Source organism: Rhodococcus sp. I2R (assembly GCF_020889545.1).
Taxonomy (GTDB): Bacteria; Actinomycetota; Actinomycetes; order Mycobacteriales; family Mycobacteriaceae; genus Rhodococcoides.
In genome coordinates this window covers 1-19,483 of record NZ_JAHUTG010000012.1, presented here as the reverse complement: position 1 = coordinate 19,483, position 19,483 = coordinate 1, and the positions used below count along the sequence as shown (strand labels likewise).

The 19,483-nt window shown below is 61.6% G+C and carries 20 protein-coding genes and 1 rRNA gene; 14 read left to right on the top strand and 7 right to left on the bottom strand.

Features of this window, described 5'->3' with window-relative positions; all coding sequences use genetic code 11:
- The first annotated feature begins 95 nt into the window (after positions 1 to 95).
- Genes KVY23_RS14175 through KVY23_RS14130 form a run of 10 tightly spaced genes read left to right on the top strand, consistent with a single transcriptional unit; the run spans position 96 to position 7,737 of the window.
- The gene (locus KVY23_RS14175) at positions 96 to 1,085 is read left to right on the top strand and encodes a tripartite tricarboxylate transporter substrate binding protein (RefSeq protein ID WP_230557127.1); all 990 of its coding nucleotides are present in this window, start codon (positions 96 to 98) and stop codon (positions 1,083 to 1,085) included.
- A complete protein-coding gene (locus KVY23_RS14170) occupies positions 1,082 to 1,600 on the top strand; it encodes a tripartite tricarboxylate transporter TctB family protein (RefSeq protein WP_075837908.1) in 519 nt (172 codons plus the stop codon). Before KVY23_RS14175 ends, KVY23_RS14170 begins: the two co-directional genes overlap by 4 nt.
- Positions 1,597 to 3,102, top strand: a complete 1,506-nt coding sequence (locus tag KVY23_RS14165) for a tripartite tricarboxylate transporter permease (RefSeq protein ID WP_230557126.1) — start codon at positions 1,597 to 1,599, stop codon at positions 3,100 to 3,102. The genes KVY23_RS14170 and KVY23_RS14165 overlap by 4 nt, the downstream gene beginning before the upstream one ends.
- Positions 3,095 to 4,006: a sugar kinase gene (locus KVY23_RS14160; protein WP_230557125.1), complete on the top strand. Its 912-nt coding sequence runs from the start codon at positions 3,095 to 3,097 to the stop codon at positions 4,004 to 4,006. The genes KVY23_RS14165 and KVY23_RS14160 overlap by 8 nt, the downstream gene beginning before the upstream one ends.
- A gap of 19 nt (positions 4,007 to 4,025) precedes the next feature.
- On the top strand, positions 4,026 to 4,769 hold the full coding sequence (locus KVY23_RS14155; protein WP_206510296.1) for an IclR family transcriptional regulator: 744 nt from the start codon (positions 4,026 to 4,028) through the stop codon (positions 4,767 to 4,769).
- A complete protein-coding gene (locus KVY23_RS14150) occupies positions 4,757 to 5,368 on the top strand; it encodes a bifunctional 4-hydroxy-2-oxoglutarate aldolase/2-dehydro-3-deoxy-phosphogluconate aldolase (RefSeq protein WP_230557124.1) in 612 nt (203 codons plus the stop codon). Before KVY23_RS14155 ends, KVY23_RS14150 begins: the two co-directional genes overlap by 13 nt.
- 13 nt (positions 5,369 to 5,381) lie before the next feature.
- A complete protein-coding gene (gene mgrA / locus KVY23_RS14145) occupies positions 5,382 to 6,434 on the top strand; it encodes an L-glyceraldehyde 3-phosphate reductase (RefSeq protein WP_230557123.1) in 1,053 nt (350 codons plus the stop codon).
- Positions 6,431 to 6,913, top strand: coding sequence for a heme-degrading domain-containing protein (locus tag KVY23_RS14140; RefSeq protein WP_230557122.1), 483 nt, complete (start codon positions 6,431 to 6,433; stop codon positions 6,911 to 6,913). The genes mgrA and KVY23_RS14140 overlap by 4 nt, the downstream gene beginning before the upstream one ends.
- Positions 6,910 to 7,320: a DoxX family membrane protein gene (locus KVY23_RS14135; protein ID WP_230557121.1), complete on the top strand. Its 411-nt coding sequence runs from the start codon at positions 6,910 to 6,912 to the stop codon at positions 7,318 to 7,320. The genes KVY23_RS14140 and KVY23_RS14135 overlap by 4 nt, the downstream gene beginning before the upstream one ends.
- A gap of 9 nt (positions 7,321 to 7,329) precedes the next feature.
- Positions 7,330 to 7,737, top strand: coding sequence for a CoA-binding protein (locus tag KVY23_RS14130; protein ID WP_075837904.1), 408 nt, complete (start codon positions 7,330 to 7,332; stop codon positions 7,735 to 7,737).
- On the opposite strand, the gene KVY23_RS14125 is transcribed toward KVY23_RS14130, so the two are convergent.
- The 6 genes from KVY23_RS14125 to KVY23_RS14100 all read right to left on the bottom strand — a co-directional run bounded on the left by KVY23_RS14125 (position 7,734) and on the right by KVY23_RS14100 (position 16,701).
- Positions 7,734 to 8,798 carry a DNA polymerase IV gene (locus tag KVY23_RS14125; protein ID WP_230557120.1) on the bottom strand — a complete coding sequence of 355 codons (1,065 nt, stop codon included), beginning with the start codon at positions 8,796 to 8,798 and terminating at the stop codon, positions 7,734 to 7,736. The two genes, KVY23_RS14130 and KVY23_RS14125, sit on opposite strands and share 4 nt — an antisense overlap.
- Positions 8,799 to 8,890: 92 nt before the next feature.
- A complete protein-coding gene (locus KVY23_RS14120) occupies positions 8,891 to 9,391 on the bottom strand; it encodes a hypothetical protein (protein WP_230557119.1) in 501 nt (166 codons plus the stop codon).
- A complete protein-coding gene (locus tag KVY23_RS14115; protein WP_230557118.1) occupies positions 9,388 to 10,242 on the bottom strand; it encodes a ParA family protein in 855 nt (284 codons plus the stop codon). Before KVY23_RS14115 ends, KVY23_RS14120 begins: the two co-directional genes overlap by 4 nt.
- A 30-nt stretch (positions 10,243 to 10,272) precedes the next feature.
- A complete protein-coding gene (locus KVY23_RS14110; protein ID WP_230557117.1) occupies positions 10,273 to 13,191 on the bottom strand; it encodes a Z1 domain-containing protein in 2,919 nt (972 codons plus the stop codon).
- Positions 13,188 to 14,666, bottom strand: coding sequence for an ATP-binding protein (locus KVY23_RS14105; RefSeq protein WP_230557116.1), 1,479 nt, complete (start codon positions 14,664 to 14,666; stop codon positions 13,188 to 13,190). The genes KVY23_RS14110 and KVY23_RS14105 overlap by 4 nt, the downstream gene beginning before the upstream one ends.
- Positions 14,659 to 16,701 (bottom strand): hypothetical protein, encoded by a 2,043-nt coding sequence (locus KVY23_RS14100; protein ID WP_230557115.1) that lies wholly within the window; start codon positions 16,699 to 16,701, stop codon positions 14,659 to 14,661. The genes KVY23_RS14105 and KVY23_RS14100 overlap by 8 nt, the downstream gene beginning before the upstream one ends.
- A 152-nt stretch (positions 16,702 to 16,853) precedes the next feature.
- Between KVY23_RS14100 and KVY23_RS14095 the strand changes: the two genes are divergently transcribed.
- The 4 genes from KVY23_RS14095 to KVY23_RS14080 all read left to right on the top strand — a co-directional run bounded on the left by KVY23_RS14095 (position 16,854) and on the right by KVY23_RS14080 (position 19,254).
- On the top strand, positions 16,854 to 17,516 hold the full coding sequence (locus KVY23_RS14095) for an SIMPL domain-containing protein (protein ID WP_230557114.1): 663 nt from the start codon (positions 16,854 to 16,856) through the stop codon (positions 17,514 to 17,516).
- Positions 17,517 to 17,577: 61 nt separating this feature from the next.
- Positions 17,578 to 18,327 carry a YqjF family protein gene (locus KVY23_RS14090; protein WP_230557113.1) on the top strand — a complete coding sequence of 250 codons (750 nt, stop codon included), beginning with the start codon at positions 17,578 to 17,580 and terminating at the stop codon, positions 18,325 to 18,327.
- Between the two features lie 148 nt (positions 18,328 to 18,475).
- Entirely contained in the window at positions 18,476 to 18,859 is a 384-nt protein-coding gene (locus tag KVY23_RS14085; RefSeq protein WP_230557112.1) for a hypothetical protein, read from the top strand.
- Positions 18,859 to 19,254 (top strand): hypothetical protein, encoded by a 396-nt coding sequence (locus KVY23_RS14080; protein ID WP_230557111.1) that lies wholly within the window; start codon positions 18,859 to 18,861, stop codon positions 19,252 to 19,254. Before KVY23_RS14085 ends, KVY23_RS14080 begins: the two co-directional genes overlap by 1 nt.
- 110 nt (positions 19,255 to 19,364) lie before the next feature.
- Here KVY23_RS14080 and rrf read toward each other — a convergent pair.
- Positions 19,365 to 19,481: ribosomal RNA gene (gene rrf / locus KVY23_RS14075) — 5S ribosomal RNA — on the bottom strand.
- Positions 19,482 to 19,483: the final 2 nt, after the last annotated feature.

Sequence of the window (19,483 nt, the reverse complement as noted above, 5' to 3'; positions counted from 1 at the left end):
CAGAACCACTATGCCCCGGGTCACACATGCGCTATTGTTTGTGCACAGAGAGCAACAGTGTTGCACACAGTGCAACATAACCTCGGAGGCTTACCTTGTTCACATCACTTCCACGTCCATCCCGCGCACTCGTCGGCTCCGGTGCAGCACTGGCGATCCTGGCCGGAACGGTCACCGGATGCGCCGATCGCGCTTCTGGTGAATCCTCGGCCGAGGACTTTCCGAACCAGAACATCACCCTGCTGACCCCTACCGCCGCCGGCGGCGCAACCGACCTGACCGCACGCACGCTCGGCCAACAAATGGAGGCCGAACTGGGCGTCAGCGTGGTCGTCGAGAACAGACCAGGCGGCGCCGGATCGATCGGCATGCAATATCTCGCTGATCAGGATCCTGACGGATACACCATCGGTGTTCTCCCCGTCGAAGTCAGCCTGCTCGGCCACCAGGGATATTCGACGGACCCGGCCGCCTACGACTTCCTCGGACAGGTCAACTCACAGCCCGGGACCATCGCCGTACCCGCCGACAGCCCCTTTCAGACGCTCGATGACCTGATCGCAGCAGCGCAGGCAGACCCCGGAGGCGTGACCATCTCCAACGCCGGACCCGGCTCGATCTGGGAAGCAGGTGCACTCGAACTCGGCCGCGTCGCAGACGTGGAGTTCACCGGCGTCCCCTTCGACGGCGGAGCACCCGCCGTCACCGCGGCGATCGGATCTCAGGTCGACGCCGTGGTCGCCGGCATCGGCGAGACGGCACCGGCCCACGCGGATGGACGCCTGCGGGTACTTGCCGTCTTCACCGAGGAGCCCGCACCAGCCCTACCCGGTGTCCAGACCGCCATCGAACAGGGACACGACGTCGTAATCGGCAGTTGGGCCGTGATCGCGGCACCCAGCGGCCTGCCGGACGCCGTTGCGACGAAACTCGAGGATGCCATCGAATCAGCCTCGGCAACAAATGAATACATCGATCTCATCGAGGCCGGCGGCAATCTACCGCTGTATCGCTCGGCCGACGAGACCACCACGTTCGTCGAATCGGAGTCGGACAGGTTCGAACAACTGGCAGGGCAACAATGACCACCCGGCATCTCCCAGAGGTGAATACCCCCGATCAGACCCCAGATGACATCCACGAGGATGTCGTGGCCCGACCCAACAGTCGCGTGTACGAAGTTGCGACAGGGATTGCCGTCATCGCTTTCGGCATCGTCGTCTATTTCGCGGCCGATGCGATCGAGGTCGGTAGGGACGGTCAGTCGTTCGGACCACGCTGGTGGCCGACGGCGTTGTCGATAGCAGCAATCGTCATCGGACTGATCCTGGTTGTTCAGGCGGTGCTGAAGCGAATCACGTCAGAGGAGTCACCGATCACCAGGTCCGGCAGTGTCGTTCTGGTGACGACGTTGGCGATGATCGCGGCATACGGCCTCGCCTGGCAGTACTTCGACTTCCGGGCCGTCACGGTTCTGCTGTTGGCGGGCCTCGTCGCTATCGGCGGTGGGCGCGGCATCAGGGCGCTCGTACTCTTTCCCGTTGTCACCACCGCAGTGCTGTGGTCGGTCTTCGGCTTGCTGCTGCGGGTCCCGCTGTGAACGCCGTCGCCGAGGGACTCAATGCGCTCCTCGATCCCAGTATCGGCCTGTGCCTGATCATCGGGGTACTTCTCGGCACGCTCGTCGGTGCCATTCCGGGCATCACCGCAGCCATGGCCGTCGCACTTGCTGCAGGATTCACCCTGACACTCGAACCGCTCCAAGGTTTGTCGGTACTTCTGTCCATCTACGTTGCCGCACAGTTCGGTGACCGGGTGCCCGCAATCCTCATCAACACACCGGGAACGCCCGCGTCGATCGCCACGACATTCGATGGCTTCCCCATGGCCAAGCAAGGCCGCGCCGGGATTGCATTGACGAGCTCAGCGCTGGTCTCGGCGGTGGGGTCCGTGGTCGGCATCTGCATCCTCGTCTTCGCCGCGCAGCCCATCGCAAGTGTCGCCCTCGAGTTCGGGCCGGCGGAAATGTTCGCTCTCGTGGTCTTCGGAATGACGATGATGATCGGCGTCTCGGGTGGACGAATCGCGAAGGGCCTCTTCGCAGGCATCCTCGGGTTGCTGCTCGGTACCATCGGCCGCGATCCGATCACCGGCGACGGACGCTTCACCTTCGGTGTGAACGAACTCAGTTCCGGCATACCGTTCATTGCCGCGATAGTCGGACTTTTCGGCATCGCCGAGGTCTTCAACCAGATGATCAGCCGCCATCCGACGCACATACCGGCACCGATCACCCAACTCGGCAAGTGGTGGCCGAACAGGTCGGAACGACGCGAACTCGTCAAACCTGCGCTCATCGGATCAGGTGTAGGTGCCGTCGTCGGAGTCGTTCCGGCTGCCGGCGGTGACATCGCGGGCGTCGTGTCCTGGGATCAGGCAAGGCGCGCATCGAAAACGCCGGAAAAGTTCGGCAAAGGATCACTCGAAGGTTTGGCAGCGGCCGACACGGCAAGCACCGCCACCATGGGCGGATCTGTCACCACAACACTCGCGCTGGGCGTTCCCGGTGACGCGGTCATGGCTGTGATGATCGGTTCCATGGTCATCTGGGGACTGCAGCCGGGACCAGCGTTGTTCGTCGAATCGCCCGACCTGGTCTACAGCATCGCCGCGATCATGCTGTTGGCAACCTTCGCCGCCCTCGCCCTCGCGCTCGTCCGGATGCGCGGAGTCGTCAAGCTACTCGACCTCCCGCAGCAGTACCTTTGGGCGGTCATCATCACGTTCTGCATGGTCGGCACGTACGCCGTCCAGAACAGCGCGTTCGACGTCGGCCTCATGCTCGTCTTCGGCCTCCTCGGACTGGTCATGCGCCGCAACGGTTTCCCGGCGGGCCCGCTCGTCCTCGGCCTGATCCTCGGCCCCCTCGCGGAGAGCAATATCCGTCGCGCTTTCCTGATCGACGGCGCAGCCAGCATCTACACCAGCGGTATCGCCGTGGGCCTGCTCGTCCTCAGCGCACTCGCAATCATCGGTCCGCACATTCGCGCGGCCCTGAGGAAGGGGCGCGGCACACGTTCGAAGGGGACGATCGATGCCTGAGTTTCTCTGCATCGGGGAGACAATGACACTCGTCGCCCCGGTCGAGGCGGTGCCCCTCTCGTGCGCCGAGTTGTTCACGTTGCACATGGGCGGTGCCGAATCCACGGTGGCGCTCTACCTCGTGGAACAAGGACACAGTGTCGCCTGGGCCAGCTACGTCGGCAACGATCCACTCGGCCGCCGCATCGTCGACGAGATCGCCTCGCACGGAGTCGACACATCGTTCGTCATAATGCGCGAGGACGCCGCCACCGGCGTCTATTTCAAGGACCCGGACGACGGCGTGACGACGGTGCACTACTACCGTCGCGGATCCGCGGCCTCGAAGATGTCACCTTCCACACTGGATGAACTACCGCTGCATGAAGTTTCGCTCGTACATGTCTCCGGTATCAATGCCGGGTTGTCCGACACGTGCGCCGAGATGATGCGCGCGCTGTTCGATCGATGCGCAGCATCGAGTACACCGATCTCCTTCGACGTGAACTACCGTCCCGGTGTCTGGGAAATAGAGCAAGCCGCGCCTGCACTTCTCGACCTCGCGCGGCGGGCGGACATCGTTTTCGTCGGCCGGGACGAGGCAGCCACTCTCTGGTCCACCACAGACGCCGCATCCATCGCCACTCTGATTCTCGACGAGCAATACAGCACAGGAACATTGGTGGTCAAGGACGGTGGCATCGGGGCCACCGAGTTCAGCGCGTCAGGAACTCGCTTCGTCGCTGCCCGCTCCGTCGATGTCGTCGAAGTGGTGGGTGCCGGGGACGCGTTCGCAGCCGGTTACCTCTCAGGAATGGCGAACGGCAAGGATGCCCACGGGAGGCTCTCGATGGGCCACGATCTCGCAGCCCGCGCCTTGTCGAGCACCAGCGACTTCGTCCCAGCAGTCGAGCTCGGCGCGTGAAGAACCGAAGGAGCAGTCAATGTCGCAGAGCGTAGAACGCGCCATCGAAATTCTCGAGTTCGTGGCCATTGCGCCGCGCACTCAGAGCGAGGTCGCCTCGCACCTCGACGTGCACCGATCCACCGCGCTTCGGGTGCTGCAGACTCTCACCGATTCGGGTTTGACGCGCAAACGCAGCGACGGAAAGTACAGCGTCGGCTACCGGCTAGCCGGGCTGGCGAATGCGGCACGGGAACAGTTCGACTTCGCGAACGTCGCGCGCCCGTATCTCGTGAAATTGGGCGAACAGTGCTCGCACACCATCCACCTCGCGGCACTCGAAGGTGGCCGGATCGTGTACGTCGACAAAATCGAGCAACCCGGAATGATCAAACTGTTCTCCCAGATCGGTGCGCCCGTGTGCCTGCACACGGCCGGAGTCAGCAAGGCAATTCTCGCTTTCCAGCCACCCGACGTCGTCGATTCCGTAATGAAGGCAGCGGACTTCGTTTCGCATACGCCCACCACCATTACCTCGAGAAGCCGATTCGATGCCGAGTTGGCTGTCGTTGCAGAACGTGGGTGGTCGGTCGATGACGCCGAATACGAGGACTACGTCAATTGTGTCGCGATGCCGGTGCGGGACGCGAGCAATCGCGTGGTCGCAGCCGTCTCGGTGACCGCTTTGAAGGGCCGTGCGGATCTCACGGCACTCGAACTGTTGCTGCCCGACCTACGCGCAGTGACCGACAACGTATCGAAGGAGCTCGGATGGAGACCATGAACTCCTGGTTCGACGAGGCTTTCTCTCGGGCCCCGGTGATGGCAATTCTGCGCGGATTCGCCCCCGCCCGGACCGTCGAACTCGCCCAACGCGGATGGGACGCAGGCATCACCTGCATCGAAGTACCCATTCAATCCGCGTCGGCGATCGACGCGCTCGCCGCCACCGCGAAAGCGGCAGCCGACCGCGGCATGACCGTCGGCGCCGGCACCGTGGTCACAACGGAACTGGTGACGCAGGCACGCGAAGCGGGCGCCTCGTTCACAGTGGCACCCGGATTCGACCCAGCGGTAGCGCTGGCCAGCATGAATGCTGGTATGCCGCATCTACCGGGAGTCGCGACCGGCACAGACGTCCAACAGGCCGCGGCCCTCGGACTCGGGTGGGTGAAAGCATTCCCGGCATCAGTGCTGGGCGCGGGGTGGTTCTCCGCGATGCAGGGTCCATTCCCATCGATGAACTTCGTTGCTACCGGCGGTATGAACGCACGGAACGCACCCGAGTTCCTCGCGGCAGGCGCCCGCGTCGTCGCCGTCGGTTCCGCACTCGAAGACAACGCCCAAATCGACCTCTTGACAGACCTCTTCGCAGCTCGATAAGGAGCCTTCACCCATGCATTCTCTTCTGAACGACGCCTACACCCCGGCGCCCACCCGCTACGACTCGATGGACTACCGTCCCGTCGGCACATCCGGATTGCTGCTACCAGCGGTATCGCTCGGAATGTGGCACAACTTCGGCGACGACACCCCCATCCAGAAGCAGCGCGACATCGTCCGCGCAGCCTTCGATCTCGGAATCACACACTTCGACCTTGCCAACGGCTACGGACCCCCGATGGGGTCGGCCGAGAAGAACGTCGGACGGATTCTCGCGGAGGACTTTTCGAACCTGCGCGACGAAATCGTCATCTCGACCAAAGCCGGCTACGACTTTTTCCCCGGACCCTACGGTCGCGGTGGCGGTTCCAAGTACCTGCTGGGTAGTCTCGAGCACTCGCTGAAGAGCCTGCGACTCGACTACGTCGACATCTTCTACAGTCACCGGTTCGATCCCAACACACCACTCGAGGAGACCGCGCGCGCACTCGACACCGCGGTGCGTTCCGGCAAAGCCAGGTATGCAGGAATCTCGTCGTATTCCGCGGCGCGTACCGTCGAAATCGCTGGTCTGCTGCGTGAGCTCGGGACGCCTCTGGCCATCCATCAACCGTCGTACTCGCTCCTGAATCGGTGGGTGGAAGACGGCACTCCGTCGCTGCTCGACGTGCTGGCAGCAGAAGGGATCGGCTGCATCGCATTCTCCGCACTTGCCCAGGGCTTGCTCACCACCAAATATCTGAACGGCATCCCCGAGGGATCGCGAGCGACGCAGGGAAAGACGCTCCGCGACGGCATGCTGTCGGACAAGAATCTGGACAACGTCGCAGCGTTGAACAAGATCGCAGAGCGACGCGGACAGCCGCTCGCCCAGATGGCGCTGGCGTGGGTCCTGCGAACGCCTCAGGTGTCCTCGGTGCTCGTGGGCGCTTCGAGGCCGAGTCAGCTGGCCGACAGCGTACTGGCGTTGCAGAGCCCGGAATTCACTGCGGACGAGCTCGCCGAGATCGACGAGTACGCCGTCGACGGCGAACTGAACATCTGGCTCGCCTCCTCAACCGCATGAACGCCCTCGACGCGGTTGTCGCCGACGAGCAGGAAGTGCGCCTGGACAGGTTCGACTACGACGACGCCTGGGCCCTCGGTTGCCAGATGCGGCAGGAGGCGGCGCAGCGGCAACTGCCCTTGGTGATCGGCATTGTCCACGGTCACCAACGTGCGTTCCACGCCGCGCTTCCGGGTTCGTATCCAGAAAGCGATCACTGGCTGTCGCGAAAGATGGAGGCCGCCAAACGCTATGGCCGAAGCTCGCTCGGCATCGTCGAGTTCTTCACTGCCACCGGCCGCGACTTCGACACTCAAGCACACCTGCCGACGGAAACGTTTGCAGCGGCGGGCGGCGTCGTGCCGATCGAGGTGACTGGCGTCGGGATCGTCGGTTTCGTTGGAGTATCCGGTCTGCCGCACCGCGAGGATCACACGTTCGTCATGGAGCAGTTGAGAGCATTTGCGCCGAGCAGCCAACGTGTAACCATGGAGCAATGAAACTCATCGCCCGCGTCATCCTGGGGTCCTTTCTGGTCTTTGCGGGACTGAGCCACCTGTTCTGGGCGCGGACGGAGTTTCAGGCGCAGGTGCCGACGTGGGTTCCGATCGACACGGACTTCGTGGTGCTCGCATCCGGCGTGGTCGAGATCGTCCTCGGTGCTGCCCTCATCCTGTGGGTTCGCAGACGGGCCTTGGTGGGGTGGGTCGTTGCCGCGTTCTTCGTCGCCGTGTTTCCCGGCAACATCTCGCAGTTCGTCACGGGCACCGATGCTTTCGGACTGGACACCGACGCTGCCCGCGGGATGCGGCTGGTGTTTCAGCCGCTGCTGATCATCTGGGCTCTGTGGTGCACCGACGCGTGGGCTTCGTGGCGAACGCGGGATACGACTGCACGCCAGGTGTAGCTTTTAGATATGACGTCATGGCAGGAACCCGAGTCAGTGAACCTCATGCTCGACCGACTCGACACGTGGGCGATCGTAGGGCTATCGGGCGACCCCTCCAAGACCGCCTACGAAATCGCTACGGTATTGCAGGAGCACGGCAAGAAAATCGTGCCCATTCATCCCAGCGCCCCGACAGTCCTCGGCGAACAGGGCTACGCCAGCCTGAAAGATGTTCCGTTTCCCATCGACGTCGTCGATGTGTTTCGCAGGTCCGACTCCGCCGGCCAGTTCGCCGACGAAGCCGTCGCCATCGGCGCCAAAGGTGTGTGGTTTCAACTCGGTGTCATCGACGAGGCCGCATTCGAACGAACCATCGCCGCAGGCGTGCCGATGATCATGGACACCTGCCCGGCAATACAGTGGCGTCGCCGCTAAGCCTGCTCACTGTTCTTCGCATCCGGCGGGGTCATTTCGAGCCGAACCCCCATCAATCTGACAGCGCGTGAGTGGTCGAACCGATCGACCAGTGCCACGGCAGTATCGGAGATCACCGCCGGATCGAAAGTCGGCTCCGGCAGCGGCGCTGTGGTGGTGTGAGTTTCGAACGGCGCGTACCGCACTTTGAGGGTGACTCGAACTGCGCAGCGATCCTCGGCGAGAAGATCCTCCCGCACCCGCATCGCGAGGCGTCGTACTTCCTCAGTGACGTCGTTCCAGTCTTCGAGGTCGCTCTGAAAGGTCGTTTCGCGGCTGTGTGAGCGCGCCACCCATGGCTCTGCGGACACCGGCGACAGGTCGACGCCGCGCCCCTTCGATGCAATCCACGGCCCGGTCTTCGGTCCGAAAGCAGCGGCCAGCACCTCATCGTCCGTGGCCGCCAACTCCGCAACCGTCTCGATCCCTATCGATGCAAGCTTCTTGGCCGTCTTCTTGCCGATACCCCACAGCGAATCGGTCGAACGCTCCCCCATGATCTCGAACCAGTTGTCCTTCGTGAGGGTGTAGATGCCCTGCGGCTTCCCGAAGTCTGTGGCGATCTTCGCCCGCAACTTGTTGTCGCCGATACCGACCGAGCAGTGCAACCTCGACGCCTCGAAGACGGTGTCGTGTACCCGCCGAGCGAACCGCACAGGATCCTCGGTCTCGACTCCGAGAAATGCCTCGTCCCAGCCCATCACCTCGACCACCACGTCCAGGCTGCGCAAGGCGTCCATGACGGTGTTCGACGCCGCGTTGTACGCATCACCGTCGACGGGCAGAAAAATCGCATCTGGCAGCTTCTTCGCCGCGACACGCAGGGGCATCCCGGATCCGACGCCGAACTCTCGTGCCTCGTACGACGCCGTCGAGACCACGCCTCGCTCGGTCGGGTCTCCCCTGCCCCCGACGACAATCGGCTTACCCGCGAGTTCCGGATGACGGAGGACCTCGACCGCGGCGATGAACTGGTCCAGATCCACATGCAGCACCCACCGTCGGCGCGGCGCAGTGGTCATGGAGCCATTGTGCTGCACCCCTCCCGCCGAGATCGAGGTTACGACCAGCAATCGGGTGTTTTCGAGACACAACTTCGATCTCGGCGGGAGGGTCAGCGGAAAACGCTGCCCTTCGACGCGAGCGCCTTCACCCTTTCGACGGTCCAGGAGGCAATGATCTTTGGATTCCGTTTGCGCCCGGTTTCGCTACGTGTGTCGATCTCCTGCTCGGCGATGATGTCCCGCAGCTGATCGAGTGTCAGGCTGTGTAGCTGTTCCTCGAGTGCCTTCTCGCCCGAGTCACGCAGCACTACGAAGGGATCGAAGAGACCCGGCTCTCGCGCAACCTTCTTGGTGGTCGGTACCCTTTTCCGAGGCGGTGGCTTCTGCGTTGCAACCGCCGCAACCGGTTGTCCGCTTGTAGCCGGGGCGACAGTGAACGCAGTGGCCAGCGCTTTGGCGAATCGCGGCGTGCGAGCGGCCTCCTCCGCCACCACCTGAAAAAGCTTGGTCAGCAAGGCGGCCGCGGTGGCGTCGGCGGCGCCCAGCTTCATCAACGCGCCTCCGAGTTCTTGGACCTGAACGCGCTGTTCCGCTTCGTCATTGCTACTCATAGCTTCGCCTCGGCCTCCGTCATGATGGTCTTGGTGATCTCTCGAAGCTGATCGAACTGACCAGCGTTGCCATACTTGGTCTTCAACGTGCCGTAGGGCTCGAACTGCGCTGACGCCGCAATCGAGTTCGATTCCGCCAGATACACCGGCAGCACATTCTGAATTTCAGGATCGCGTCGCAAGTTTCGAATTGTGGTTCTGTGAATCGACGAATTCGACTTGTACTTTGTGATCACAAGCCCTAGTTCGACGATCTTGCGTCCGAGTTCGCCGCCGAATTCCTTGATTCGACTCTGAATCTGCGGTATCCCGTAGGTCGACAGCACGTCCGGGATGGTCGGAATGATGTAGCCGTCTGCCATGGCCAGACCGTTGAGCGTTATCGGGCCGACGTTTGGAGGGCAATCGATGAGAATGTAGTCGTAGTAGGCGGAGACTGGGTCGATGGCCTTTCCGAGGATATCGACGGCGCTCGTGGGTGAGCCCTCGTTCACCCGCAACGCACTGATCCGCTCCTGCAGTCCGATCAGGTCCAAGGACGACGGCAACAGGTCCACGCCGGTTACCTTCTTGACCGGAGACACCGACTGTTGAATGCTCGCCTGAATATCGAAGTTGGACGTCCCTTCGACGGCATCCTTGAACAGCGTCGCGAGAGTCAGACCTTTCTTGTTCAGGTCGAACCAGTGCTCCTCACTGATCATCATCGTGGTCAGGTTGATCTGTGAGTCCAAGTCGATCAGAAGAACCTTGCGGCCGAACTCGGCCGACATGAATTCCGCAATCCCGGCCGTAATGGTCGTTTTTCCGACGCCGCCTTTCAGGCTGATGGTCGTGATTACCTTGGCCACAATGCTCCGTTCGAGTTGACTACTGCGTTTTCAGCGGGCATCGACGATTGCCCCCGCACCGGATTTCTTAACTTTGAAACCAACACGCGGGTCTGGTTCCGAGGCGTAGGGCAGCGCGTACGAGAACAACGTCGCGAAGTCTCGGGGATTGACCGGGCCGGTCTGTGCCTTCTTGGCGTGACGTGAGTTGTTGTCCGGGTCGTTTGCAAACAGCAAGATCAACCCACCGCGCGTCGGCTTGTAGAGCTTCGCAGCATTCGCGCCACCATCCTTCTGCGGGCTTCCGGCGATGTGCTCGATCACCTGTCGTTCGCGGACGGCGGTCCCTGTGAAACCGGTCCGATATTCGAGGTCCTGGCGCTTCCTGTTGACTATTGGTAGTTTGCTTTCCCAACCGATCACGGTGAGCGCGGGACGCGTCTTGGGCTGGGGCAGGAGGATCGCAAAGTCTTCCAACGTCCCGTTCGAGATCTTCTCCCTCATAGCGGCTAGGTGCGGTTCGATATCCCAGTTCGAGTCCCAGATAAACTGCTCCACCGCTGCAAGCACAGTCTTCGCGTCGACGATCCCATACCTGGACGAGAACTCACCGCGCAGTCCAGAACGTTGTGTCATCTCGAATGTCGTTTCCGCGGTCAAACTCTCCAACAATGGCTTGACCAACGAAAAGTGCTTCAGATTGTTCGCCCCGTCGTCTCGTGGGGGTTGCATGGTGAAGCTGAAGGCTTCACCGCCCACGCCCCGATACGCCAACTCCGCGTTGTACATCTTGTTTGCAGATGTCGGCTTGAGCCAAGGCTGCGATTGGAAAACCATGGGAGGCACATCCATTGGTGTCACCATCGGTTCCCCCTTGGAGTTCAAACGAGCGAACCGCTTCAGCTCGCGCCTGAACTCTTCCTCATCCTGCACGATGGTCTCGAACGCCTCATACATGTCGAACGGCTTGCCTGCCGGCCCCGGAACATTTCTTCCGATGAACAATCGCACCAGATCGCGGTAACCCTTTCGAAATCCGAACCACCGACCCATCTGCATCAACGTGTCGGCCTGAGGTGTGCGACGCGTGTAATACGTGGTGGTCAAGCCTTCGACGGTGAACCCGCGGCTGAGCTTCGCCCCTCCGACCAGGATCTTCCACACCGGCCGTTCGGCGAAGTCCAGCGCGTCCTGGGTGTAGTCCTTTTCGGATTCCCCGTTGACCACGATTACTGGGCTCGTTCCCTGAGAAATTCTGTCGCAAGCCTCGCCGACGAACTCCTCGAGCACCTCGAAGGACTCAGGCGTTGCGTACCCCTGCTGCGGCCGAGCAGCACAGACGAGAGCAAAGTCGTCGTCCCACACCTTTGCGAGCCGTAGGAGTCCAGACGGTTGACTGTAGCCCGCAGACTTCCACAGTCGCCGAAACTCCTCGGCAAGTGCGGTGTGCTCGAGCTGTTTCACCGACTGATGCACGAGCATCGTGTGATGACCGAACGGTTGTGCACCGTGCGCTTCTCGGTACAGCTTGACAGCGCCAGCAAGTACGAACGAGTCGAGTGCGAGGAGCTGTTCGTCGAAGCGACCCTCGTCATCCCAGCCTGACCAAAGATCGCGGACGAACGCGGCTTTGTTCGAGTTGTACGGCGTCCGTTGCCCTCCTTCGAAATCCTCGCCGAAGTCATGGAAATCTGCTCCGCCCATGTACGGACCTGGGCGCTCGAGGCTGATGATGAAATCGCGCGGGAAAATGTTCTCGCTGTCGACTGGGTCGACGAAAACGTTCGCGAACGGTGTTGCCGTGTAACCGATGTACTGTGCTCGCTTCAGGTGCGCGAGCAGGTCCGAGATACGCCCATTGATAGCGGTTCGTTCTACTTGATCTTTTGCCCACTTGTCCGGGTTCAACGTGTTGACCGACGCCTGGTCTGCTTCATCGTCGATGATCAGGGCGGGAACCTGATCCAACGCGGTGGGCACCCTCTGCAGATCCTCAACCAGCTTCTTGAGTACCGTCGAATTCTTCTTGACGATCGCGATCCGAACGTTGCTCGAGTACAAGTTCCTCGGATCGTTCAACGGCTTCGAGTGGTCGACGATTTCGTATTGCAGCGCCGACAGCCCTTTGCCCAGCGACTTGAAGTCTTCGGATACTCCCGTAAGTCGTCGGATGGCCGGTGCATTGGGCGAGGAATTCGGATCGACCTCGTGCTCGACGAATCTTCCTGCTAGCCAGTCTTGGTCGTCTGCATAGTCGCCGTCGGCGCCGATGTTCTGCCTGCCGATGAGTTCCATGTCGAGTCGACGTTGAGTCTGACTACGTAGCATCTCGATCGTTCCGGTGAGGACGATGATCAGTCTGTAGCCGGCATCGATCGACTTTGCTATCACGCCTGCAAAGTTGGCAGTCTTTCCGCTCTGGACGTAGCCCACGACGAGACCTTTGGACTGATACGGCTCGTCGCGGGTCGGATCAGCCAGTCGTTGCACGATTTCGCGCGTCATCACGTCCAGTTTTCCGACCGTGTCTGAATCGAGCTTCTGCCCGAGCACTCGCGAATACGCACGCCAATAGAAATCGTGTTCTTTCCTACGCTTTTCGGTGTACCACGGGCCCCACGGCTGAGGTGCTGCAATGACTACAGGTCCACCTGCCAGGGGGAATGTCTCGGTGATCTCAACGTGTCCGGCAGGTATCCCCAGTCGCTCGTAGATGAGCACCCTTCGTTCGAGACTGTTTGGAACAGTGCCTGCAGTCCAGCTACTTTCGGATTCAGCATCCCACCTGAGCAAGCTCGACGCGACGGCGTTGCGTACCACCAATGCTTGCTCGTCCACGAGCACTGCGACGATGGTCTCGATGTCGACACCGTCGGGATACCCGTCGAGCGCTCGTGCGTTGACCGGCTTCAAGAGATGCGACGGACTGAAATCTCCGAACTCTCGGGCGATGGCTTCTACCAGTTTCATTTCGCGGCCCCCAATTGTTCACGATGGCTGGTCAGGGACGAGATCAGTACGTCCTGCCAGGCCTGCATCTGCTCGACTTGCTTCGCACTCAGTCTCTGGGCGGTGAACATCTCCTGTACCAGCAAGTACAGCAGCGCTTTGAGGACTGGCGCATCCGTGTTGTCCCTGCTGCGACGCCCGAGCAAATCCGTGCGGAATCTGGCGTTGATCCAGAGAGTTCGGTTCTTCAGATCGACTTCGAAGAACCTGTCGCGCACTAGAACTCGCCACTGTATGGCGACCGGTTCTTGACCATCGGGGAAATCGAACGCGTCACCGAATGCATCGAGGACGTCTTCGGGCAGGCCGGAGCTGGGCTCGAGTGCAGAGATCGGTTTCGGGGTACGTGTCCGCGCAGCCTTGGTCGTTGCGACTGCATCCGAGACCACCTGCGTAAGTGCCGCCTGCAAAGCTGCCGCCACGGTCGCGTTCAGCGTGACGCCTGATTTCTCCGGATTGATTCGGACATGCGTCATCAATGCCTCGTCGAGGTCGATGGCAATGCGTGCAGGCCCATAGTCTGGGCGCGGATGCCACAAGCCGTTCCATCCGCCGACCTGCAACAACCGGTCATTGCGGTAGAAGTACAACCCTTGGCGGTCCCGTCCAGGTGCCCCGAAAAGCCGGTACTGGGGCAGGCCGCTACGTGCCGGCCAGATATGCGCTGTGAGGGCTGCCTTCCCGTCGGAAACGTCCAGCGCGGAGACGCGCGGATATCCGTCGGCGCCCGTCGTCGGATACTCGAATGGATCGATCGGCACGATGGTTCGCGGCGGGCCAGCTCTGCCGAGTCCGGCGTCGAAGACGTCGACCGTCATTCGCTTGGTGCCATCGAGGATGCGGTGGAAGACGACGCCCAAATGGCTTCGTACATCGTCGATAGCAGTCTCGAGCCAGCTGACTTGTTCGTCCTCGTTCGCCGACATGAGGAAGGTGGTGATCCCACGCCACTCGACGATCGTTCCGCGGTTGAAGGGAAACCGCGGCTTCGTAGCGTCGAAAATCGACTGCGCGTCGTCCGAGTCCAGGGTGGCCTCCGTGCCGACACCAGCCTGGATCATTCTCCCTTGGGCTGGATGCCCATCCGCCCTGGACCACACGACCAACGTGTTCGCCTGGCTCAGCGAAGCCGCCTTCATGCCTACGCCGAAATGGCCGAGGTCGCCAGCTTCGTACCTCCGTGCACTTCCATACGCCATTGCGGCATCCATCGTGTCAGAGGACATTCCTTTCCCGTCATCGATGATGCGCAGCCCGACGATGCGCGTGCCCTCGCGCACAAATCTGATCAGCACGTGTTTCGCACCTGCGTCCAGGCTGTTGTCGACCAGGTCTGCGATTGCCGTGGGCAATGTGTGATGCAGGCCGATAGCTCTTGTCAGTGAAGGATCCGCAGCTGACGCCCGAATGTCGACCACTCGCATCGACTCAGTCATGCACGGCACCCTGATGCATCCACGCCTTTTCGAGAAGTGCCACGACGTGCTCCTCGCTACTGGATTCGTAAGCGGTCAGCAACCGGCGCGGTCGAGTTTCGCCTGACATGCCAATGGCGTCGGCGAGGACACGAATCAGATGACGTTCGGCGATGCTAGCGGGTTGGGGATGTCCGATAGCCGCAAGCGCCTGCCGCAATGGCGTCGCGTCCTCGGGCAGCGACGCTGGACGCACGACCGAAAAACTCCTGTCGGCCGAAAATTCGAGCAGTATCTCGTCGCCCACTACGGCATCGAGTTCGCGGAGGAACCGGCCGATCGTTCCTGACGTGGGTTGAGCCCCGGTCCACCGAACCATTTGAGTCCCCAGACGACTGTTCAACTCGACGGTGCTTCCGCGCTCGCAGCCTACGGCCGCAGCAACGCCTGCAGGAAGGGCGAAACCGGATCCTCGAAGGTGATCCGCAGTCACAACGATCCGATAGCGCCAGGCCAGCCCGATTCGATAGAGCCGTCGAGTTTGCTCGGGTGTCTTCGTCGCCCCTGTACGCCGACGGCGAACGATGCCCTGCACCGCCTCGAAACGATCTGGATGTCGAGCTACTGTTTCCGTCGCGGTCGCCCATTCCACGAGTCGCCAGCGACCGTCCACGTGTGCGACGCGCTCGTCACTTTCAAGCGCCCTGCGAACTGATGCTAGCGGCTTCCCAGTCCGTCCGAGCTCAGCGATCTCATCGGTCGCGCATGGCTCGCCTACAGCCTCGAGCGTTGCGACGAGCGTATCGGCAAGCCTCTTCGTTCGAGTGAGAGCAGAGCTGGCCACTACTGGTACGTTGCACCAACCCAGCCACTCCTCCAGCTCATCTCGGGGCATCGTCACCATGGCCGCGAGCTGGTCGAGAGGAACGACTCCATTCGGCGATTCCAAGTCTTCGAGTAGCGATTCAGTTTTCTTCCTCGCACCTATCACCCCTGGGCTCGCCGCCCACCCGTCGGTCACCTCGAAGTAGTCGTCCAGACGATCGAGGACGAGCCACAGCGGGATGCCCAGACTCGGCACTGGAGTGTCGATGATCGGATGCATCGCGATCAGGCGTTCCATCGATGCCACCGGTTGAATTTCGATTCGGAGGCTCGCGAGGAGGTTACCGACTGCCGTCCCGTACCCGCAGGCAGAGTTGATCTTCGCTTTCGACTGCGCCTCGATTGCACCCGCCGCAGGTTTCGACAGGTGCAACCTGATGCTCAACTCGCCCAACGAGACAGGCTCACGGGCAAGGAGGCGCGTATGAAGAGCAAGCGTTTCACGCCGATCCAGTTGCGCGACCAGATTCTCGATCTCGTCCACGGGATCGCCCTGCTCGACATCTGGGAGATCGCGGGGACGCAGTGCTGAAATCCTGGCCGCGAGCTCCTGTACTTCTTCCGGCGACTCGGCATCGATGTCGACCGACAGGAGGGACTTGTCATGTTCACCACGCAACCGTCTCCACGAGGAGAGGGCTACAAGGTCGTCGATCAGCTGCGTCAAGACAGGTGATTCGTCGGCGATCGTCTCGCTCGTGTCCACGCGACAGATCGGGTTGTCGAGAACTGCACAGCAGAGCAGAGCATAGGAAATGTCGCGAACAGTCTGCTCACTTGTGCCAGGCACAGAGAACACGTCCAGCACAGTGTGCGCCAGTAGGCCCGCAAGAGTGGTCGCATCGGTCAGACGCCGCACGGTTGTTGTAGGACGCGCCGGCAACCCCAGGACGGCAACCGGAAGGTCAGGCGACAAGGACGGAAGGCTCTCGGCGAACGTGCACGAATTATGGCTGGAGACGAAGAGCCCGGACAGTTCATACAGGACCTTTTCGAGGTCGACGTCTCGTGCAGTCTCGGACGGGCTGTCCTCGAGCCACCACGCCTCTCCGGGCGCGAGGGGCTCCAACAACCCGGCCCGCTCGGACACATAGTCATCGAGCCAAGGCATCAAATCGACCCACGTGGTGGTGCTGAGATCGGACCGGGGCAGCGAATTCACACCCAACATTTTCGCCCCGCTCCCACTGGTATCGGCATAGATTGGTCAAAGATAGAGCACAGACCGCTTGCCCGCTTTCACCGGCCGCACATGCGCAGGTGATCGCCCCGATCGCTTGTCGTTTGCGCGGTCGCGACGACCTTTGTGCGAAACTCGAACCCATGGAATCGAACACCGTAGAGATCACGGTCGTCGGTCAGGGCAGCGCGACATTCGCGCCCGAGCGTTGCACTATCGCCCTCACGGTGCGGTCGGATGGGCGCTCCGCGGAGGCCGCTGCGGAACCCGCTCATCGCCTGGTCGATGAGCTGAGTCGACTCATCGATCCGCTCTACAATCCGGCGCACGGTCCGATCGATTCGTGGGCGCTCGATCAGGTCAGGCATTCGCGCCACCGTCCGTCGAACCACGAAGGAGAGCAGCTGCCGTACGTGTACCAGGCAGTCGCGACGATCATCGTCGAGTTCGGTCAGATAGACGTCATCGATGCCTTCGTCTATGCCGTGTCCGCATTGGATGGCGTAGAAGTTGGGCACTTCGAGTGGGGTCTTGCCACGGACAGCCAGGCAGCGAAGATCCGCGAGGTCAGAACTCTCGCTGTGCAGGATGCCGTCGAGAAGGCCGACATCTATGCCCAGAGCGTGGGACGGTCGGCAATCACAGCGATGTCCATCGCCGATCCCGGACTGCTCGGCGTGGGCCCCACGCAGTCGGGCTACGTTGCATCGGCTCGTACATTCGCGGGAGCGGAGGACGGCTTCGAGCTGCGTCCACAGGACATCACGCTCCGGGCCGAGGTTCATGCGCGCTTCACCGCGACCTGACACAACGCCCGCTGTGGACCGTGTTCGTCCTTCCCGGCCCATTCACGCCTACTCTCGAACTGTGGACAGACTCGATGGACCACGCCTGTGGCCCCGACCTCCGAAGTTGCCGCGACCGATCCTGATGGACCAGAGGTGGGAAAACCTGGCCTTTCTGCACTGGCGAGTCCCCAGTGAAGCAGTCGCGCCGCTCCTCCCCGCTGGTTGCCGGCCCGACGAGTTCGACGGCTCGTCCTGGGTGGGTCTGATCGGCTTCGAGATGGTCGACGCTGGACTCGGCTACGGCTGCCCTGTCCCCTACTTCGGAACTTTCGACGAGATCAACGTTCGTCTTTACTCGATCGATGCCGACGGCCGGCGCGGCGTGTTCTTCCGTTCACTGGAGGCCAACCGGCTCGCGGTGGTGATCGGGACCAATCTCGCACGAATTCCGTATCGCTGGGCTTCGATAACCGCAGAAGTGCGCGATGATGCGATCAGCTACCGCAGCAGACGCCTCGCCCCTCCACACCGTGGTGCCACGACCGACTTCGGAATCACTCGGGGAACCACCAATGTGTCCGACGACCCGTTGGCTCAGTTCCTCACAGCGCGTTGGGGTTTGCACACGATGTTCGCCGGCAGACTCCTGTACGTGCCGAATGTGCACCGTCGCTGGAAACTCACGGGCGCTGAAGTAACTCATTGCTCCGACCGTCTCATCGAGGCGGCGGGACTCCCCGGGGTTGCGGACCGGCAACCGGACTCGGTCTTGTTCTCGGAGGGAGTGGCGACGCAATTCGGGAAGCCGTATCTCGTTCGTTCTACCTGATTCCAAGAACCTACAGCGTCTCATAGGCCGATAGATCGGCCGGGTCGACGTCGATCATGACCACCCGGTCCTCCTTCGTACGGTCAGCCGGTGGTCGAAGCCTGTGTTTGATCGGTCTCGCTCGGGTGGGATCGGTGATGGAGTTCGCTTGCTGTTCATACCCGCTCGAGCTCGTTCCCAGCACGTGGCTCGCTGGCTGGCATCGGCTGGCAACAAGCAAATACCCACTGGCACAACGGCGTTGGAGTACCGCACCGACGGTAGTGTCATCGGCTACATGGCGGACGGGTCGACCTACCAGCGGTCGGCTGCCACACTGGAGGGCAATCCAATGCTGCGTGCGGGCATCGTCGACGAGATCAAACGAACGGTCGCAGCCTGCCTCGGTGTTTCTTTGACTGCAACTGGATTCTGGGCCAGTATCGAAGCTGAACTGACCATCTGGGACCGCGCAGCGAAGTTCTTAGTTCGTCGACTTGGCGTACTGGGTGCCGTGAGCTGCGCGGGAGGCATTATTTGGGAGTACATCTGATGGCGACTTCGTTCCTCGAGTTAAATGACCGGACCCGGTCGTTCTTCGGCGGGCCAGGTATTGGCATCGTGGCGGCCCTAATTGCTGCGGCGATTGCTATTCCAATTCTGGTGTCCCTCTCTGATTGGTCTACCTTCACCACCGCAGCCAGCCTGTTCATCGGGGCTGTGGTTGCGGCAAGCATCGGTACAGCGTTCCGAAACGGCGCAGCCCGGGCGGTTCGGGTCGCGGGTGCCGGATTTGTCTCGGTCTTGATCCTGTTCGTTGTCGGCGCGACTGGCATCTTCAGCATGTCCGACGACTTCCAGTGGTCCGGCCTAAGCGCAGTCACCGGCATCATCCTGGGATCCGTCGCAATGGGTGCAGTTCTCAACCGCACACGGCATCGGCGCTAGATTCCCCTCCTTGTGAGGGCGATGACGATCTCCAACGACTCGGTGTAACTGCTCCGGTGGACGCAAAAAAAGGGGACCCACCAAGGTGGGTCCCCTTTTTCTTAAATTGTGTTCGGCGGTGTCCTACTCTCCCACACCCTGTCGAGTGCAGTACCATCGGCGCTGGAGGGCTTAGCTTCCGGGTTCGGAATGGGACCGGGCGTTTCCCCTCCGCTATGGCCGCCGTAAC

Coding starts and splice junctions, on each gene's coding strand:
- KVY23_RS14170 (WP_075837908.1), top strand. CDS start 1,082: ATGACCACCCGGCATCTCCCAGAGGTGAATACCCCCGATCAGACCCCA.
- KVY23_RS14160 (WP_230557125.1), top strand. CDS start 3,095: ATGCCTGAGTTTCTCTGCATCGGGGAGACAATGACACTCGTCGCCCCG.
- KVY23_RS14155 (WP_206510296.1), top strand. CDS start 4,026: ATGTCGCAGAGCGTAGAACGCGCCATCGAAATTCTCGAGTTCGTGGCC.
- KVY23_RS14150 (WP_230557124.1), top strand. CDS start 4,757: ATGGAGACCATGAACTCCTGGTTCGACGAGGCTTTCTCTCGGGCCCCG.
- mgrA (WP_230557123.1), top strand. CDS start 5,382: ATGCATTCTCTTCTGAACGACGCCTACACCCCGGCGCCCACCCGCTAC.
- KVY23_RS14140 (WP_230557122.1), top strand. CDS start 6,431: ATGAACGCCCTCGACGCGGTTGTCGCCGACGAGCAGGAAGTGCGCCTG.
- KVY23_RS14135 (WP_230557121.1), top strand. CDS start 6,910: ATGAAACTCATCGCCCGCGTCATCCTGGGGTCCTTTCTGGTCTTTGCG.
- KVY23_RS14130 (WP_075837904.1), top strand. CDS start 7,330: ATGACGTCATGGCAGGAACCCGAGTCAGTGAACCTCATGCTCGACCGA.
- KVY23_RS14125 (WP_230557120.1), bottom strand. CDS start 8,798: ATGACCACTGCGCCGCGCCGACGGTGGGTGCTGCATGTGGATCTGGAC.
- KVY23_RS14120 (WP_230557119.1), bottom strand. CDS start 9,391: ATGAGTAGCAATGACGAAGCGGAACAGCGCGTTCAGGTCCAAGAACTC.
- KVY23_RS14110 (WP_230557117.1), bottom strand. CDS start 13,191: ATGAAACTGGTAGAAGCCATCGCCCGAGAGTTCGGAGATTTCAGTCCG.
- KVY23_RS14105 (WP_230557116.1), bottom strand. CDS start 14,666: ATGACTGAGTCGATGCGAGTGGTCGACATTCGGGCGTCAGCTGCGGAT.
- KVY23_RS14100 (WP_230557115.1), bottom strand. CDS start 16,701: ATGTTGGGTGTGAATTCGCTGCCCCGGTCCGATCTCAGCACCACCACG.
- KVY23_RS14095 (WP_230557114.1), top strand. CDS start 16,854: ATGGAATCGAACACCGTAGAGATCACGGTCGTCGGTCAGGGCAGCGCG.
- KVY23_RS14080 (WP_230557111.1), top strand. CDS start 18,859: ATGGCGACTTCGTTCCTCGAGTTAAATGACCGGACCCGGTCGTTCTTC.